The following is a 16,739-nucleotide window of genomic DNA, read 5'->3' on the forward strand; positions in this document are numbered from 1 at the left end:
AGGCCGGATACGACGTTAGTCGTTATCCGGCAATAATAAACGCTTAATCAAAACCGTTATGCTCTGCGGTGGCGGCAAACCATTCTCCGCTTTTTTTCACCGTGCGCGTTTGGGTGGCTAAATCCAGTTGTACAAAACCATAGCGATTTTTATAGCCGTTCAGCCATGACCAGTTATCGATAAAGGTCCACATGTGGTAGCCAAGACAGTGACAGCCCTCGCTAATGCCTTTATGCAGCCATTTAAGATGCTCAGAAATAAAGTCAATCCGGTAATCATCGTGAATCTGTCCCGCTTGCACAAAACGCTGCTCGTTCTCAACGCCCATCCCGTTTTCGGAGATAAAACAGCGCGGATTGCCGTAATTATCCCGCAGGTTGGTGATGATGTCGTAAATTCCTGGCGCGTAAATTTCCCAGCCGCGGTAAGGGTTCATCTTGCGCCCCGGCATGTCGTAATAGTCAAATAACCACTCCGGCATAAACGGCGCTTGCGGATTCACCGCCGTATCACGGCATTTCACGCGGCGCGGCTGATAATAGTTAATCCCCAGTAAATCGATTTTGCCGTCGGCAATAAGCTGACGGTCGCCTGGCTGACAGGCAGGCAGCTGGTCATAGGTTTTCAGCAGCGCCACCAAGTCCGCCGGGTATTCTCCCTTTAATACCGGGTCAAGAAAACTGCGGTTGAATAACAGATCCGCATGGTGCGCGGCTTGCACATCGGTGGGATGCTGCGAGCGTGGGTAGGACGGCGTCAGATTCAGTACTATGCCGATTTCACCGTCGTAGCGCCCGGCGCGCCAGGCGCGCACGGCGGTCGAGTGCGCCAGCACGGTATGGTACGCCACGGTGGCCGCCCGTTTAAAATCCACCACATTGGGATAGTGGAAGTCGTACAAATAGCCGCCTTCCACCGGCACAATCGGCTCGTTAAAGGTAAACCAGTGCTTCACGCGGTCGCCAAACAAGGTAAAACACGTTTGCGCGTACCGACCAAACGCCTCTACGACGTCGCGATTTTCCCAGCCGCCTTTCTCCTGCATGACCATCGGCATATCAAAATGGAACAGCGTAATAAACGGCGTGATGCCCTGCGCCAGTAGCTCGTCGATGACGTGATTGTAGAAGCTCACCGCTTGTGGATTCACCTCGCCTACGCCGTCTGGAATGAGCCGCGCCCAGCTTAGCGAGGTGCGAAAACTGTTATGTTTTAACTGTTTCAGTAGCGCGATGTCTTGCTTCCAGTGGCGATAGAACGTTGAGGTTTCCGCTGGACCGACGCCCTGGTGAAAACGATCAGGCTGGCGCTCGAACCACACATCCCACGTGGTCTGGCTTTTACCGCCATTCAGACTATCCCCTTCGGTTTGCAACGCTGAGCAGGCGCTGCCCCACCAGAAGTTATCGGGAAAACGGTATCGCATTGTCGTACTCCTTGATCGCGTAAATTCGCTCCAGAATACGCGGTTTTAGCGAACAGAAACCGGTTACAGTCCGCATTTTCGCGACCAAAAAGCGGAAAAGCTGTGCTACATCTCCGGGCATTCCACCTTGCCGAGAGCCTGCCAGTAGTTATGCTGATTGTTGCGCTCTATCGCGATCATCGCCTCCCGAATATGCTGCTGGTTCCCCTCGCTTGCCATGATTTTTTTCTCCCAGGCTTCATCGGTTAGCGCGCCTTTGGGCGTACACATTTTGCGCAAATCCTTTAAAATCGTATTTTTTTCATGCGCCGACTGGAGTGAGCTAAACGGAGAGTCGGCATACGTGACGCCCGGTAGCGCGACAAGCGCGGCAATAAGCAGAAGCGTTTTTCGTTTCATAAACGGTATCCTTATCGGTTTGCACTTTTTCAAGAGTAAGTGTAGACCGTGCGACGTTCACTCATCGGGGCGTGCTATCCGTTGGCGTTGAAGTCAGGCAAAAGTGGGAAGGCGGTTTCTCGCTGCGCCTTCACTTTCTTGCGTGGCAGAATAGTGTATGTTCTGACTACTCTTTTATTTCGTAAGCGGTAGTGTAATGAGACGTATTGAGATCGTACTGGGAGAGCTGGAACGGCTGACGCGCGGGCTATGCCTTGCCGATTTGGCGCAGGAGACGGCGTTTACGGCGGAGGCGATAGGTTTCAATCTTGGGCTGGCGCGTAACTCCGTCAGCAAAGATCTCAATCAGTTATGGAATGACGGCCTGGCAATCAAAAGCCGTGGCCGCCCGGTCTATTTTCTGCATCGCCAGGCGCTGGAAACGTTGCTGGGACGACAGCTGGAAGAGTCTGAACGCGAGGTGCGGTCGGTGGCGGATGTGCTGCCGCATGAAGAGCATTACGCGCCCGACGATCCGTTTACCAGCCTGATTGGTTACGATCGCAGCCTGCGCGATGCGGTAGAAAAAGGCCGTGCGGCGGTGCTCTATCCGCACGGTTTACACGTTCTGCTTACCGGGCCGTCCGGCGTCGGTAAAACCTTTTTTGCGGAACTGATGCACCGTTTCGCCTGTGAACAGGCGAGCGGCGCTATCCCGCCGCTGGTCTACTTTAACTGCGCGGAATACGCCCATAACCCGGAACTGCTCTCCTCGCATCTGTTTGGTCATCGGCAGGGGGCGTTTACCGGCGCGAATGAACATAAAACAGGCCTCGTGGAGCAGGCGGACGGTGGTTATCTGCTGCTGGACGAGGTGCACCGTCTGTCTTATGAAGGGCAGGAAAAGCTGTTCTCTATTCTGGATAAAGGCGAGTACCGTCCGCTTGGCGTGAGCAGCCAGCCGCGATCAATTTCGGTACGCCTGATTTGCGCCACTACCGAGCCGGTCGGGTCGGCGCTGTTACGTACTTTCCAGCGGCGTATTCAGGTATGCATTGATTTGCCGGGTATTCGCCAGCGCTCCGTTGAAGAACAGATCGAACTGATCGTGGGGTTCTTACAACGGGAAAGCCGCAAAATAGAACGCACGGTCAGCATTGATAAACCGTTGTTGCTCTGGTTGCTGAATAAACCCCTGGAAGGCAATATCGGTCAGCTTAAAAGCGATATTCAGTTTCTCTGCGCTCAGGCGTGGGCATCGGGAATGACCGAGCATAACGACACGCTACAGCTGGATAAGCGGCTGGCGGAAATGTCGGTTAACCCGACGCCGGAACAGCGTCTATTGGTGGATACTCTGTTTGAGGGTAAAGCGCGGCTAAATATAGACGCGCGCACGCTGCCCGCATTGAAGACGTCGCTGGCGACCGGGGCGGAAATTGAAGAGAGCGACCTCTTTTACAGCTTCCTGACGCGCGAATATGTTAATTTGCGCAACAGTAACGTCCCCCCGGCGGAGACGCTGGCGATCCTGAAAAATAAACTCAGCTCGATTTTTGAATACGGTCTCTACAGCCGCGACAGCGTGGCGCATCCGCCGCGCTATGGCGACCAGATTGAAGAGCGCGTGACGCTGCTGATTGGCTGCGTAGAGCAGGTGTTGGGTTTTTCGCTGCCGGAAAATCTGGTTAACCCACTGCGTAAACACTTCCTGGCGCTGATAGGCTACGTGCAGCGCGGCCTGATCCCGCAGCTTTACTCTTCCAGTTTGATCCTGGATCGCTGCAAAGACGAATATGACAACGCCACGCTGCTGTGTCGGAAAATCAACGAACTGCTGCATATTCAGTGTCCGGCGACGGAAGTGGTCTGGCTATGCCTGTTCCTGAAAGAGTGCCGCCATTATCGTCAGCGTATCGATGCCAGCCCCGACTGCGGGGTCATTTTGATCGCCCACGGCGCGACCACCGCCACCAGCCAGGCGCAATATGTTAACCGCGTGCTGGAGCGCGAGCTGTTCAGCGCCATCGACATGCCGTTTGAACAGTCGGTGCATGACACGCTGGAAACGCTGACCCAAATGATTCAAACCCGCCAATATCGGCGGCTTATCCTGTTGGTGGACATCGGTTCATTGATCCATTTCGGCAGTACGATCAGTAAGTTATTCCAGATAGATGTTTTGCTCATGCCGAACATCACGCTGACCAGTCTGCTGGAAGTCGGGCTGGATTTAAGCTATGAAACCAGCGACTTACCACAGTTGACGGCGCTCCTGCAGAGTAAAAATATCCCCTGCCAGCTTTGTACGCCGCAGCAGGAGAACGGCGGCAAAGTGCTGGTCATCTCCTGTATTACCGGCATGGGAACGGCGGAAAAAATCAAAAAGGTGTTGGAGGAGAGCTTTGGCGAGCTGATGTCGCAGGACACCAGGATGGTGATCCTTGATTATAACGAGGTACGTAGTCTGGAGCGCGTTCAGCAGGCATTGAATGCCAGCGAGCGGCTGGCGGGGATTGTCGGCACTTTCCAGCCGGGGTTGCCGGATATTCCGTTTATTTCGCTGGAAGAGCTTTTCTCCGAACAAGGGCCGGAACTGGTGTTGAGCCTGTTAACACCCGATCTGTCCAACGCTGAACGCCGTCTGGAGATGGAGCGCAGCGCCATGCGCTTTATCAGCGCGCTAACGATGGAGAGCATCATCAACCATATTTCCGTGCTTAACCCGCAGCGTATTCTGAAAGAGATGGAGGGCGTTTTTAACCATCTGACGTCTTCGCTTTCCCTGAAACCAAGCCGCCAGGTGACACTGCGCTTCCTGATCCACTGCTGCTGTATGGTAGAGCGTATTGTGATTAACCGTAAACCGTTACAGATGGCGCTGGAAAGTCAGCCGAATCTGGACGCGCGCGCGTTTAGTGTCATCAAATCCGCTTTTCTGCCGATCGAAGACGCCTACGCCATCCGTTTATCGGATGCGGAATATTTTTATATCTACGAACTGCTCTATAGCTAATCCTTTTACTGGCGGGGCTTCGCGCCTCGCCAGACCTTTCTTCTTTCTCGCGTGACACAAATTCTGGCACAACCTTTGCTCTTCTGATGATGCGTTATGCCGGATAGCGGCGTAAACGCCTTATCCGGCCTAACGGGAGCGTTCTGTAGGCCCGGTAAGCGCAGTACCACCGGGCAATATATGCCGGTGTTCTCATGTAATTGCGCCAGGAGGCCATTTTGACTACCACACAACCGTTGCCCCACATCCTGCTGCTGACGCATGGCGGCTGGGGACAATCGCTTTGCAACAGCCTGCGTATGGTCACGGGCGAAATTAAAGGCGTGACGGAAATCGCGCTAATGCCTGTCGATACGCTGGGCGAGTTTTATCAACGCGTCGAGGCCGTGGTGAAAACGCTGCCGGAAGGCTCGCTGATCCTGACGGATTTTGTCGGCGGCACGACGTCCAACGTCGCGGCGCGGCTAAGCGCCGATTATCCGGTGGCGGTGATCGCCGGACTGAATGCGTCGCTACTGCTGGAGGCGCTGGACAGGCGCGAACAAGGGATGCTAACCGCCTGCGTGGACGAGTTAGTTGAGGCCGGGCGCAGTAGCTGCCTGGATGTGGTCGCCCATGTACGTCAGCTACAACAATCACTCTAAGGAAAACATCATGGCCAATATCGTTTTATGCCGCATCGACAGCCGTCTCATTCATGGGCAGGTTGTCACGAAGTGGGTCGGACAATCTCAGGCGAACCGGATAGCCGTTGTGAGTGATGAACTGGACGCCGATCCGTTTATGAAAAATATCTACCTGATGGCGGCGCCGCCAAATATCAAAGTGGATTGCTTCGGCAACCAGAGTTTTGCCGCCGCATGGAAAGAAAATCAGCTTGGCGACGGTAACGTGCTGGTGCTTTTTCCCTCACTGGCGGCGGTGCAGGACGCCATACAACTGGGCTTTGACGTCACCCGCATTCAGGTTGGCGGTCTCGGCGGCGGGCCAAACCGCAAGGCGGTTTTTCAGAATATTACGCTGGATGAAAAAGACGTCGGCATTCTTAACGACCTGAAAAACCGTGGCGTTCAGGTATTTTTCCAGACCATTCTGGAAGATAAGCCGCAGCCGCTCGACGATATCCTGAAAAAATTCTAACCCTTTAATAGACACAAAATCATTCTGGATGCATCGAGGCGGCAACTGAGTGAATCCCCTGGAGCTTACTAAAGTAAGTGACTGGGGTGAGCGAAGGCAGCCAACAAAGAGGCAGCCTGAAGGATGAAGTGTATAGGATAACACTATGGATACCTTACTTTTTGCAAGCCTGATGGGGTTGTATTACTGGTTTGCCCGTTTACGCCTCGGCTACACCTTCTCCGCGATGCTGTTACAACCGGTGGTGATCGCGGTATTTGTCGGGCTTTTGCTTGGCAATATGCAGACTGCGATGATCATCGGCGCAGGGATGCAGCTCGTTTATTTGGGCGTGACCTCAACGCCGGGCGGCAACGTGCCGTCGGACCCGGCGCTGGCGGCCTGTATCTCCATTCCTATCGCGGTGAAGGCCGGTATGGACCCAAACCTGGCGATCGCGCTGGCAATCCCGTTTGGCGTGATTGGCGTGTTTCTCGATCAGCTTAGGCGCACGCTGAACGCCGCCTGGGTGCATATGGCGGATAAACACGCGGAAACGGCAAACATGGCGGGCATCATGCGTTGCGCCTTTCTTTACCCGGCATTGCTGGGGCTGGTGCTGCGCTTCCCGGTGGTCTTTGCCGCTAACTACTTTGGCCAGGATGTGGTGGAAAGTTTCCTTAAACTGATGCCGCACTGGTTAACCCACTCCTTTGAAATCATGGGCGGCATTCTGCCGGCGCTGGGCTTTGCCATCACCATTATGGTGATCGGTAAAAAGAGCCTGTTGCCGTGGTTTATCGGCGGGTTCTTCGCGGTGTTATACCTCAAGGTCGACATCATGGCGATGGCCATCTTCGGCACCTGTGTCGCCTTCCTGATTAAAGGCCTGGCGAAAAATGAAGGAGTAGCATGATGAGCAGTGACGTAATGCAACATGAACTGGTTGAGCGCGCGCGGGAAAGCGGGGCGCTGACCAAAGCAGATATCACCAAAGCCTGGTTTATCTACTGGCTGGGCGCCGAGGTTTCCAGCTCCTATGAGCGCTTACAAAGCCTGATTTTCTGCGCCTCGATGACGCCGATCATCAAAAAACTTTACCCACAAAAAGAGGAGCAGGTAGAAGCGCTAAAACGCCACCTTAACTTCTTTAACTCCGAGCAGACCTTCGGCGCGGTGATTCAGGGCATCTCTATTGCCATGGAAGAACAAAAAACGCGCGGCGAGCCGATTAACGACTCGTCTATCACCGGCATTAAAACTGGCCTGATGGGGCCGCTTGCCGGGATGGGCGACTCGATTATCTGGGCGGCGGTGATGCCGCTGTTGATAGCGATCTTTATTCCGTTCGCGGCAAATGGCAGCGCGATGGGCGGTATTATCCCGCTGATTCTCTACCCGGCGATCACCCTGGCGATCAGCTACGGTATGGTCCACAAGGGATATACGCTGGGGCGTGATTCGATTATCGGCCTGCTGCAAGGGGGGCGAATCAAAGAACTGATCTACGGGGCCAACGTGCTGGGTTTGATCATGATGGGCGCGCTTTCCGCCAGCTACGTCAAAATCACCACGCCGTTAAAAATTAGCGCTTTGAAAGGATCTGAAGTGGTGGTTCAGCAGATCCTCGACTCTATCGCGCCGGGCTTACTGCCACTGGCGGCGGTATTCGCCATCTACTTCTATCTGGTAAAAAAAGGGCCGCGCTACACCACCATTTTGCTGTCGATTGTCGCACTGAGCATAGTCTGTTCGTTGTTGGGAGTGCTGTAAATCATGACGCCGAATATCTATCAACAACTGGGGTTGAAAAAGGTCATTAACGCCTGCGGCAAAATGACCATTCTGGGCGTCTCAAGCGTCGCGCCGGAGGTCATGCAGGCCACCGCGCGCGCGGCTTCCGCTTTTGTCGAGATTGACGCGCTGGTGGAAAAAACCGGCGAACTGGTATCGCGCTATACGGGTGCTGAAGATAGCTATATCACCTCGTGCGCCTCGGCGGGTATTGCCATTGCCGTCGCTGCCGCTATCACCCACGGCGATCGGGCGCGCGTCGCCCTGATGCCGGACAGTACCGGTATGGCCAATGAGGTAGTGATGCTGCGCGGGCATAATGTGGACTACGGCGCGCCAGTCACCAGCGCCATTCGTCTTGGCGGCGGGCGCATAGTGGAAGTGGGGTCGAGCAATCTGGCGGCCCGCTGGCAACTGGAAAGCGCCATTAATGAAAAGACCGCCGCGCTACTCTATGTGAAATCACACCATTGCGTACAGAAAGGCATGTTGAGCATTGACGATTTTGTACAGGTGGCGCAGGCCAACCACCTGCCGTTGATTGTCGATGCCGCGGCGGAAGAGGATTTGCACGGCTGGGTGGCGAGCGGCGCGGATATGGTTATCTATAGCGGCGCGAAAGCCTTTAATGCGCCAACCTCCGGCTTTATCACTGGTAAGAAAACGTGGATTGCCGCCTGCAAAGCGCAGCATCATGGCATTGCCAGAGCAATGAAAATCGGCAAGGAAAACATGGTTGGGCTGGTGTATGCGCTGGAGAATTACCACCAGGGCCAGACGACCGTGACCGCAGCACAGTTACAGCCGGTCGCGGAAGCGATTTCCGCCATCCATGGGCTTTATGCCGATATCGAACAGGATGAGGCCGGGCGTGCAATCTGGCGTATTCGTGTGCGGGTGAACGCATCTGAATTGGGACTGAACGCGCAGGACGTCGAAGCGCAGTTGCGCGGCGGCGAGATAGCGATTTACGCCCGCAAATATCAGCTTCATCAGGGGGTTTTTAGCCTCGATCCACGCACGGTAGCCGAAGGGGAAATGGCATTGATTGTGGCGCGACTCAGGGAGATTGCAGAACATGCAGCAGATTAATTTTTATCGTCAGCGGGTAGCGATTAACGTACTGGCAAAGGATATCGCCAACGCGAAGGCTATCTATGAAGCCGCCGAAGGCCATGCGGTCATCGGCGTACTTTCCGCGCAGTTCGCTACGGTAGAAGAGGGCGTGCCGGAGGTGAAACGCTGGATGGCGGAGGTGCCGTCTATCTCGGTGGGACTGGGCGCAGGCGACCCGGCGCAGTACTACAAAGCGGCGATGATTGCCGCCCATACTCACCCGGCCCACGTTAACCAGACCTTTACCGGCAGCGGCTTCGCAGCGGGCGCACTGGCGGCGACAGGCGGCGAGCAAACACATATTAACGCCCTGGTCAGCCCGACGGGAACGCCTGGCGAGGTGGTGATTTCTACCGGCGTCAGCAGCAGCCAGGGAACGCCAGCCCGCGTTTCCTGTGAAGCGGCGGTACGCATGATGCAGGATATGGGCGCACATGCGGCGAAGTTTTTCCCGATGGGCGGCGAGAAGTCGTTACCGGAACTCTATGCGCTGGCGACAACCGCCGCCCGCCACGGCATGACGCTTATCGAGCCGACCGGCGGTATCTCACTGGATAATTTCGGTATTATCCTGCAAACCTGCCTGGAAGCAGGCGTGCCGCGCGTCATGCCGCATGTTTACAGCTCGATTATCGATCCGCAAACCGGCAATACGCGCCCCGAAGACATCATTCGGTTGATGGAGATAGTCAAAGCTCTGGTGTGAGATTTATCGCCGAAGAGCGCTGCGTTTACCGGGCCTACAGATGACGTGTATTTGTAGGCCCGGTTAGCGTTACGCTACCGGGCGATAATGCGTAGCAGGCTGGGCAAAAATGTACGTATTGCAGCCGTCAGTGATTCCCTTTCGAGCCTCCTCGCAGGGTTAAATTTTCCTGAATGCTGTCTGTATTTTTGGCGAGTACAGTGGCGTCATCTTATTCCTCAGGTGACGGATCGCCATGAAAAAAAGCCCCACGTCCACGCCTCATGATGCGGTATTCAAAACGTTTTTACGCCATCCGGATACCGTGCGGGATTTTCTCAATATTCATCTTCCCCATTCGCTAAGAATACGTTGCGATCTGACGACGTTGAAACTGGCGCCGGACAGTTTTATCGAGAAAAATTTACGCGCGTTTTATTCCGATGTCCTTTGGTCGCTAAAAACGTGTGAAGGCGACGGTTATATCTATGTCGTTATAGAGCATCAGAGTACGCCGGACGCGCATATGGCGTTCCGGTTAATGCGTTACGCGACTGCCGCGATGCAGCGCCATCTGGATGCTGGTCATAAAACGTTACCGCTGGTGATTCCCATGCTGTTTTACCATGGCGCGAAAAGCCCGTATCCCTTTTCGCTGTGCTGGCTGGATGAGTTTGACGATCCTGCACTGGCGCGTCAGCTTTATGCGACGGCATTTCCACTGGTAGACATTACGGTGGTGCCGGATAACGAGATTATGCAGCATCGACGTATCGCGATGCTGGAGCTGGTACAAAAGCATATACGTCAGCGCGACCTGATGGGATTGGTCGAGCGCTTAGCGGTACTTCTGATTACGGGAAACGCTAATGACAGTCAGCTAAAAGCGCTGTTTAATTATTTGCTAATACAGCATGGCAGCACGCCTCGTTTTGGCAAGTTTATCCGCGAGGTGGCGCGTCGTGTTCCCCAACACAAGGAGAGATTAATGACGATCGTAGACAGAATACGTGAATCGGGGCGCAGAAAAGGTAAGCGTGAAGGCGTGCAACAAGGCATACAGCAAGGTATACATCAAGGTAAGCAGGAGGAAGCCTTGCGTATTGCGCATACGATGCTGGAACAGGGGATAGATCGGCAGATGGTGCTGATGATTACCGGGCTTTCTGACGAAGAGATTAAGGCAAAGCGCCATTAAACTTTTCCCTTTTCCGCCCGGTCATCGTGATTATCAACGGCGTTAAGCGGCCCGCGCGCGTCGACGGGAATCGAGAGAGATCAGAATCACTGACGAGAGAATGAGCAGCGTGCCCAGCCAGTCCGGCAAGGTAAAACTAATCCCCAACAGCAGTAGCGACAGCAGGGCGCTGCTTAACGGTTCCGCGCAGCTTAAAATGCTGGCTTTGGGGCCACCAATCAGTTGCGCGCCTTTCAAATACAGGCTGAACGTCAGCGACGTACCGATCACCACCAGGTAGAAAAAGGCCAGAATCAGGCTGCCGCTCACCGCAAAGTGCGTTCCTTCTTTAGCGTAGAAGGGCAGCAGAATAAGGCCGCCAAAGGACATACTCCAGCCGACCACTGGCAGCGTGCCGTATTGGGCGATTAGCCTGGAAGGCCAGGTCGTATAAAAGGCGGCGGCAAATGCGGAGGCGATACCCCAGAACAGCGCGGCTGAAGAGATCGACAGCGATGTTGGATTGCCGTGAGTCACCAGTAAAAAGGTGCCGATAAGCGATGTAAGAATGGCGGTTAAGACCAGAATGCCTGGTCGTGTTCTTCGCGCTAATGCAAACCACGCTACAATAATGGTCGGCGATAAAAATTGCAGCACTGTCGCGGTGGCGGCATTGGATTTTTCAATCGTGAGCAGGAAGGTTAGCTGAACGGTGAGCGCGCCCACCACGGAGAAAATCAGCAGACTCAGGGCATCTTTGCGGTTTTTAAGAATTGAAAATATCTTATCGCCGTGCATAAAGGAGAAGGTCACCAGTATCAGCCCGGCGAATAACAAACGTATCATCGTCAGGAACTGTGACGACATACGGCTTTGCTCCATGATGTACTGCGCGCAAACGCCTGAACTCCCCCACAATACGGCGGCAATCAGGACGTTTAGCATCCCTTTTCTGGTGGAACCCATTTTTTCCTCGTCATGTTGTTTTATTTTTTTACGTGCAGGCATCATAACAGAGCTATCGTCGGTATTAAGCAGGAATTTATTGTTTAATGATTTCAGACGAGCCTGTTATTGACATAATATTGTCATTTTTTTGCCATAGGAAATATCAAACAAACTTAAACAAATCGTCACTATCCCCGCCTTTGCACTTTACAGAACATATTGACTGACTATAATAAGCGCAAATTCATTCAGGAGTAATATGTTGGACAGTCACTTTTACGTAAATCATCTGGCAAGTTAACGCACGCTATTCCTGCGCTGCTTGCCGAACCGGTGGGCAGCAATCTCCCCTTGTGACGATTGTCATCCCAATAATGTTACAACACGCGCATTGTCGCGAGGTAATCGTCATGTTCATGTTTAAACACGCTTTATTTCCTCCGCCGTCAACACGACGCTAATTGCCTCAGGGCAGAAATTTGTCGTGTGCTAAATATAGCACGTACTTATTCTTCCAGAAAAAATGGAGGAACGTATGTTAATGTTTCCTTATATTTTGAATTTACTGGCCGCTATGCTGTTGGGCGCACTGATTGGCGCGGAAAGACAATGGCGTCAACGTATGGCGGGATTACGCACTAATGCGCTGGTGGCGACAGGCGCCGCCGTTTTTATTCTGAGTTCCATGACGACATCGCCAGACAGCCCCGGGAGAATTGCGGCGCAGATTGTCTCTGGTATTGGCTTTCTGGGGGCGGGCGTCATCATGCGCGAAGGGATGAATGTGCGCGGACTGAACACTGCGGCAACGCTATGGTGTTCGGCGGGCATCGGCGTGTTATGCGGCTTAGGGCAGTTCAAAAATGCGCTGGCGGCGACGATCATTATTCTTTGTGCCAATATTTTATTGCGTGAAGCGGCGCAGCGTATAAATCAACTCCCGGTATCCGCCGAGGGAGAAAAACGTTATATCCTGAAAGTAACCTGTAATAAAGAAGATGAGAGCGCGGTTCGTCAGTGGTTACTGAATATCGTAAAAGAGGCCGCGATCTGTTTACAAGGGTTAGGTTCGGTCCCCGCTCAGGAACAGGGCTATAAAGAAATTCGTGCCGAGCTCGTGGGTCATGCTGATTATCGTAAAACGCGAGAACTGATTATATCCAGAATAGGTGATAACGATAATATCACCGCAATTCACTGGAGCATTGATAGTCAATAATAGTTTTTTATTCAATTGCAACATTACGCCAGGCGTATAAGGAGGGAATGATGGATATTCCCGAGTCGATAAAATAAAACCCACTCAAAATAGTGAGTAAGCAATAACCTTTTTTATGCATAGATAATTCTCCCGGGGCATTCACCTTCAAATCGTGAGTTTGCTATTCCCTGGGCGTGATATGCAGGAAACACTACACCTTAATTTTGGGGATTCATCATGACTGACATGAACATTGAAAACCGGAAACTCAATCGCCCGGCGTCAGAAAATGATAAGCAGCATAAAAAAGTATTTCCGATCGAAGCGGAAGCTTTTCATAGCCCGGAGGAGACACTGGCGCGGCTGAACAGCCATCGTCAGGGCCTCACGATAGAAGAGGCCAGCGAACGGTTGAAAGTGTATGGGCGCAATGAAGTGGCGCATGAGCAAGTTCCTCCGGTGCTGGTTCAGCTTCTGCAGGCATTCAATAACCCGTTTATTTACGTTCTGATGGCACTGGCAGGGGTCAGTTTCATCACGGATTACTGGCTCCCGTTACGCCGTGGCGAAGAGACCGATCTCACCGGCGTGCTGATTATTCTGACGATGGTCAGTTTGAGCGGGTTATTGCGTTTCTGGCAGGAGTTTCGCACTAACAGAGCAGCACAGGCGCTGAAAAAGATGGTGCGCACCACCGCCACGGTGTTGCGTCGTGGGCCGGGCAATATAGGCGCGGTGCAGGAAGAGATTCCCATTGAAGAACTGGTGCCGGGCGATGTGGTTTTTCTGGCCGCAGGCGATCTGGTGCCCGCCGACGTTCGACTGCTGGCGTCGCGCGATCTCTTTATCAGTCAGTCAATTCTTAGTGGTGAATCATTACCCGTAGAAAAATACGATGTTATGGCTGATGTGGCAGGTAAAGACAGCGAGCAATTGCCTGATAAAGATAAAAGCCTGCTAGATTTGGGCAATATCTGTCTGATGGGAACCAATGTAACCAGCGGCAGAGCGCAAGCGGTCGTGGTCGCGACGGGAAGCCGTACCTGGTTCGGCTCGCTGGCGAAATCCATTGTGGGTACGCGTACCCAGACGGCTTTCGATCGCGGAGTCAACAGCGTGAGCTGGCTGTTGATACGCTTTATGCTGATCATGGTGCCGGTTGTCCTGCTGATCAATGGTTTCAGTAAGGGAGACTGGGTAGAGGCTTCGCTGTTCGCGCTGGCAGTTGCGGTGGGGTTGACGCCGGAAATGTTGCCCATGATTGTCAGTTCCAACCTGGCAAAAGGCGCGATTGCGATGTCGCGGCGCAAAGTGATCGTCAAGCGCCTGAACGCTATTCAAAACTTCGGCGCGATGGATGTGCTGTGTACAGATAAAACCGGCACCTTAACCCAGGACAATATTTTTCTGGAGCATCATCTGGATGTGAGCGGTGTAAAAAGCAGCCGGGTATTGATGCTGGCCTGGCTGAATAGTAGCAGCCAGAGCGGCGCCCGGAATGTGATGGATCGCGCCATACTGCGTTTTGGCGAGGGGCGAATCGCACCATCGACAAAAGCGCGCTTCATTAAACGCGATGAACTGCCATTCGACTTTGTACGTCGCCGGGTATCGGTACTGGTGGAGGATACGCAGCATGGAGACAGATGCCTGATCTGCAAAGGCGCCGTTGAAGAGATGATGATGGTAGCCACCCATCTTCGCGAAGGCGATCGTGTAGTGGCGCTGACGGAAACACGCCGCGAGCTGCTGCTGGCGAAAACCGAAGATTACAATGCGCAGGGATTCCGTGTATTGCTGATAGCGACACGTAAGCTGGATGGCTCCGGGAACAATCCGACATTAAGTGTGGAGGATGAGACCGAACTTACCATCGAAGGGATGCTCACTTTTCTCGATCCGCCGAAAGAGAGCGCCGGTAAAGCGATTGCCGCGTTGCGGGATAACGGCGTGGCGGTCAAAGTCCTCACCGGCGATAATCCGGTCGTGACGGCGCGTATCTGTCTGGAAGTGGGTATTGATACGCACGATATCCTGACCGGAACCCAGGTTGAGGCGATGTCGGATGCCGAACTGGCGTCTGAAGTGGAGAAACGCGCAGTATTCGCCCGGCTGACGCCGTTACAAAAAACACGTATTTTACAAGCGCTACAGAAAAATGGTCATACCGTTGGTTTTCTTGGGGATGGGATCAACGACGCGCCCGCGCTTCGTGATGCGGATGTGGGAATTTCCGTCGATAGCGCCGCCGATATTGCTAAAGAGTCATCAGATATTATTCTGCTGGAAAAAGATCTCATGGTGCTTGAGGAAGGCGTTATCAAAGGGCGGGAAACCTTTGGCAATATCATTAAATATCTGAATATGACCGCCAGCTCTAATTTCGGCAATGTTTTTTCGGTACTGGTAGCCAGCGCGTTTATTCCATTTCTGCCGATGCTGGCGATTCATCTGTTGATCCAGAATTTGATGTACGACATTTCGCAGTTGTCGTTGCCGTGGGACAAAATGGATAAAGAGTTCCTGCGTAAGCCGCGGAAATGGGACGCGAAAAATATTGGTCGTTTTATGCTATGGATTGGCCCAACGTCTTCTATTTTCGATATCACAACCTTTGCGCTGATGTGGTACGTCTTTGCGGCTAATAACGTAGAGGCGCAGGCGCTCTTTCAGTCCGGCTGGTTTATTGAGGGTCTGCTCTCGCAGACACTGGTTGTGCATATGCTAAGGACGCAGAAAATACCGTTTATCCAAAGTCGGGCGACGTTGCCGGTATTATTGACGACCGGCTTGATTATGGCGATAGGCATTTATATTCCATTCTCACCTCTGGGCGCGATGGTTGGACTGGAGCCGCTGCCACTGAGCTACTTCCCGTGGTTGGTGGCGACACTATTGAGCTACTGTCTGGTGGCGCAAGGCATGAAGCGCTTTTATATCAAACGCTTTGGCCAGTGGTTTTAATGATGTTTGAGGATCGCCCAGATGAATCGCTCACCCGATAAAATCATCGCGCTGATATTTTTACTGATTAGCCTGTTGGTGTTGTGTTTAGCCCTCTGGCAAATCGTTTTATAACGAGGTGACGCCATGCAAAAAAAAGGGTTGGACAAAATTTTTTATCAGGTTGTCCTGATAGCAATCATCCTGATTTTACTGACTATCTGGATACGATAAGCTGCTGTTGGCGAGCCCCGCTTAAAATAAGAATCGATGTAGTTGTTCTTTTTATGGTGGGGCGCTATTTTCATGGTATCCCACATCAGAAGGGCAATATCATGAATAATCGTCGTGGTTTAACCGCCGTCCTGGCGACGTTGATTACGTTTTCCCTGAGCGCTACGCCTGTGCTGGCGAATCCGGGAAATGGCAATGGCGGCGGACATGGTAATAACGCGGCTAATCAGGGTAATAACGGTAACGGACATAAAGGAAATGCCGGGCAAAAAACGGAACACCGTAAAAATGGCGGTAAACCGGATCACGTCGAGTCGGACATTAGCTACGCTGTCGCCAGGCAACTGGCAGTGAATTTAGGGCTGACGGGTTATCAGTCTTTACCTCCGGGGATTGCGAAAAATCTGGCGAGAGGAAAACCGCTGCCGCCGGGAATCGCTAAAAAAACGGTGCCGGAGTCTATGCTGGGACAATTACCTTATTATCCGGGCTATGAGTGGAAAATCGTTGGGGATAATCTGGTGCTGATCGCGCTCAGTACCGCGGTGGTCACGGCGATTATTAATGGCGTATTTGATTAAGAGCCTATCCCACCAGGCGTTATTGGCGCAGCCAGTTTGGACACGGACAGCGCGCAAAAACCGGAGCGTACACGTAGTACGTGAGGTTTGACTCGCTACGCTCGCCCTTCGGGCCGCCGCA

Annotated in this window: 16 protein-coding genes; 13 read left to right on the forward strand and 3 right to left on the reverse strand. The window is 53.1% G+C overall.

Annotated elements, in window-relative coordinates; all coding sequences use genetic code 11:
- Positions 1-43: 43 nt before the first annotated feature.
- Positions 44-1,426 (reverse strand): glycoside hydrolase family 1 protein, encoded by a 1,383-nt coding sequence (locus ABVN44_RS19290; RefSeq protein WP_023227863.1) that lies wholly within the window; start codon positions 1,424-1,426, stop codon positions 44-46.
- A gap of 105 nt (positions 1,427-1,531) precedes the next feature.
- Positions 1,532-1,825, reverse strand: a complete 294-nt coding sequence (locus ABVN44_RS19295) for a YicS family protein (RefSeq protein ID WP_000824212.1) — start codon at positions 1,823-1,825, stop codon at positions 1,532-1,534.
- Between the two features lie 196 nt (positions 1,826-2,021).
- On the opposite strand from ABVN44_RS19295, the gene dagR reads away from it, so the two are divergent.
- The 8 genes from dagR (at position 2,022) to ABVN44_RS19335 (ending at position 10,732) form a co-directional block, all read left to right on the forward strand.
- Positions 2,022-4,820: a transcriptional regulator DagR gene (gene dagR / locus ABVN44_RS19300; RefSeq protein ID WP_001252675.1), complete on the forward strand. Its 2,799-nt coding sequence runs from the start codon at positions 2,022-2,024 to the stop codon at positions 4,818-4,820.
- Positions 4,821-5,038: 218 nt separating this feature from the next.
- Positions 5,039-5,464 carry a PTS sugar transporter subunit IIA gene (locus ABVN44_RS19305; RefSeq protein ID WP_000214111.1) on the forward strand — a complete coding sequence of 142 codons (426 nt, stop codon included), beginning with the start codon at positions 5,039-5,041 and terminating at the stop codon, positions 5,462-5,464.
- 10 nt (positions 5,465-5,474) lie between these two features.
- On the forward strand, positions 5,475-5,960 hold the full coding sequence (locus ABVN44_RS19310) for a PTS system mannose/fructose/N-acetylgalactosamine-transporter subunit IIB (protein ID WP_023231595.1): 486 nt from the start codon (positions 5,475-5,477) through the stop codon (positions 5,958-5,960).
- A 145-nt stretch (positions 5,961-6,105) separates the two neighbouring features.
- A complete protein-coding gene (locus ABVN44_RS19315) occupies positions 6,106-6,855 on the forward strand; it encodes a PTS sugar transporter subunit IIC (protein WP_023231594.1) in 750 nt (249 codons plus the stop codon).
- Positions 6,852-7,712 (forward strand): PTS system mannose/fructose/sorbose family transporter subunit IID, encoded by an 861-nt coding sequence (locus ABVN44_RS19320; RefSeq protein WP_001526325.1) that lies wholly within the window; start codon positions 6,852-6,854, stop codon positions 7,710-7,712. The genes ABVN44_RS19315 and ABVN44_RS19320 overlap by 4 nt, the downstream gene beginning before the upstream one ends.
- Positions 7,713-7,715: 3 nt before the next feature.
- Complete coding sequence (dgaE, locus tag ABVN44_RS19325) at positions 7,716-8,825, forward strand: D-glucosaminate-6-phosphate ammonia lyase (RefSeq protein ID WP_023231593.1); 1,110 nt, start codon at positions 7,716-7,718, stop codon at positions 8,823-8,825.
- Complete coding sequence (locus ABVN44_RS19330) at positions 8,812-9,555, forward strand: 2-dehydro-3-deoxy-phosphogluconate aldolase (RefSeq protein WP_001186146.1); 744 nt, start codon at positions 8,812-8,814, stop codon at positions 9,553-9,555. The genes dgaE and ABVN44_RS19330 overlap by 14 nt, the downstream gene beginning before the upstream one ends.
- 235 nt (positions 9,556-9,790) lie before the next feature.
- Positions 9,791-10,732 carry an Rpn family recombination-promoting nuclease/putative transposase gene (locus ABVN44_RS19335; protein ID WP_023231592.1) on the forward strand — a complete coding sequence of 314 codons (942 nt, stop codon included), beginning with the start codon at positions 9,791-9,793 and terminating at the stop codon, positions 10,730-10,732.
- 42 nt (positions 10,733-10,774) lie between these two features.
- Here the strand turns inward: ABVN44_RS19335 and ABVN44_RS19340 are convergent, their stop codons facing one another.
- Positions 10,775-11,677: an EamA family transporter gene (locus tag ABVN44_RS19340; protein WP_001682335.1), complete on the reverse strand. Its 903-nt coding sequence runs from the start codon at positions 11,675-11,677 to the stop codon at positions 10,775-10,777.
- Positions 11,678-12,182: 505 nt separating this feature from the next.
- On the opposite strand from ABVN44_RS19340, the gene ABVN44_RS19345 reads away from it, so the two are divergent.
- From ABVN44_RS19345 to cigR, 5 genes are all read left to right on the forward strand, one after another.
- Positions 12,183-12,878, forward strand: a complete 696-nt coding sequence (locus tag ABVN44_RS19345; RefSeq protein WP_000392699.1) for an MgtC family protein — start codon at positions 12,183-12,185, stop codon at positions 12,876-12,878.
- A gap of 219 nt (positions 12,879-13,097) precedes the next feature.
- Positions 13,098-15,824 carry a magnesium-translocating P-type ATPase gene (gene mgtA, locus ABVN44_RS19350; protein ID WP_023205353.1) on the forward strand — a complete coding sequence of 909 codons (2,727 nt, stop codon included), beginning with the start codon at positions 13,098-13,100 and terminating at the stop codon, positions 15,822-15,824.
- 21 nt (positions 15,825-15,845) lie between these two features.
- On the forward strand, positions 15,846-15,938 hold the full coding sequence (gene mgtR / locus ABVN44_RS19355) for a protein MgtR (RefSeq protein ID WP_001082118.1): 93 nt from the start codon (positions 15,846-15,848) through the stop codon (positions 15,936-15,938).
- 12 nt (positions 15,939-15,950) lie between these two features.
- The gene (mgtU, locus tag ABVN44_RS19360; protein WP_251009859.1) at positions 15,951-16,037 is read left to right on the forward strand and encodes a magnesium transporter protection protein MgtU; all 87 of its coding nucleotides are present in this window, start codon (positions 15,951-15,953) and stop codon (positions 16,035-16,037) included.
- A gap of 101 nt (positions 16,038-16,138) precedes the next feature.
- Positions 16,139-16,618, forward strand: a complete 480-nt coding sequence (gene cigR, locus ABVN44_RS19365) for an anti-virulence regulatory inner membrane protein CigR (RefSeq protein ID WP_023231591.1) — start codon at positions 16,139-16,141, stop codon at positions 16,616-16,618.
- Positions 16,619-16,739: the final 121 nt, after the last annotated feature.

The organism is Salmonella sp. SJTUF15570, from assembly GCF_043357055.1.
Classification (GTDB): Bacteria; Pseudomonadota; Gammaproteobacteria; order Enterobacterales; family Enterobacteriaceae; genus Salmonella; species Salmonella enterica.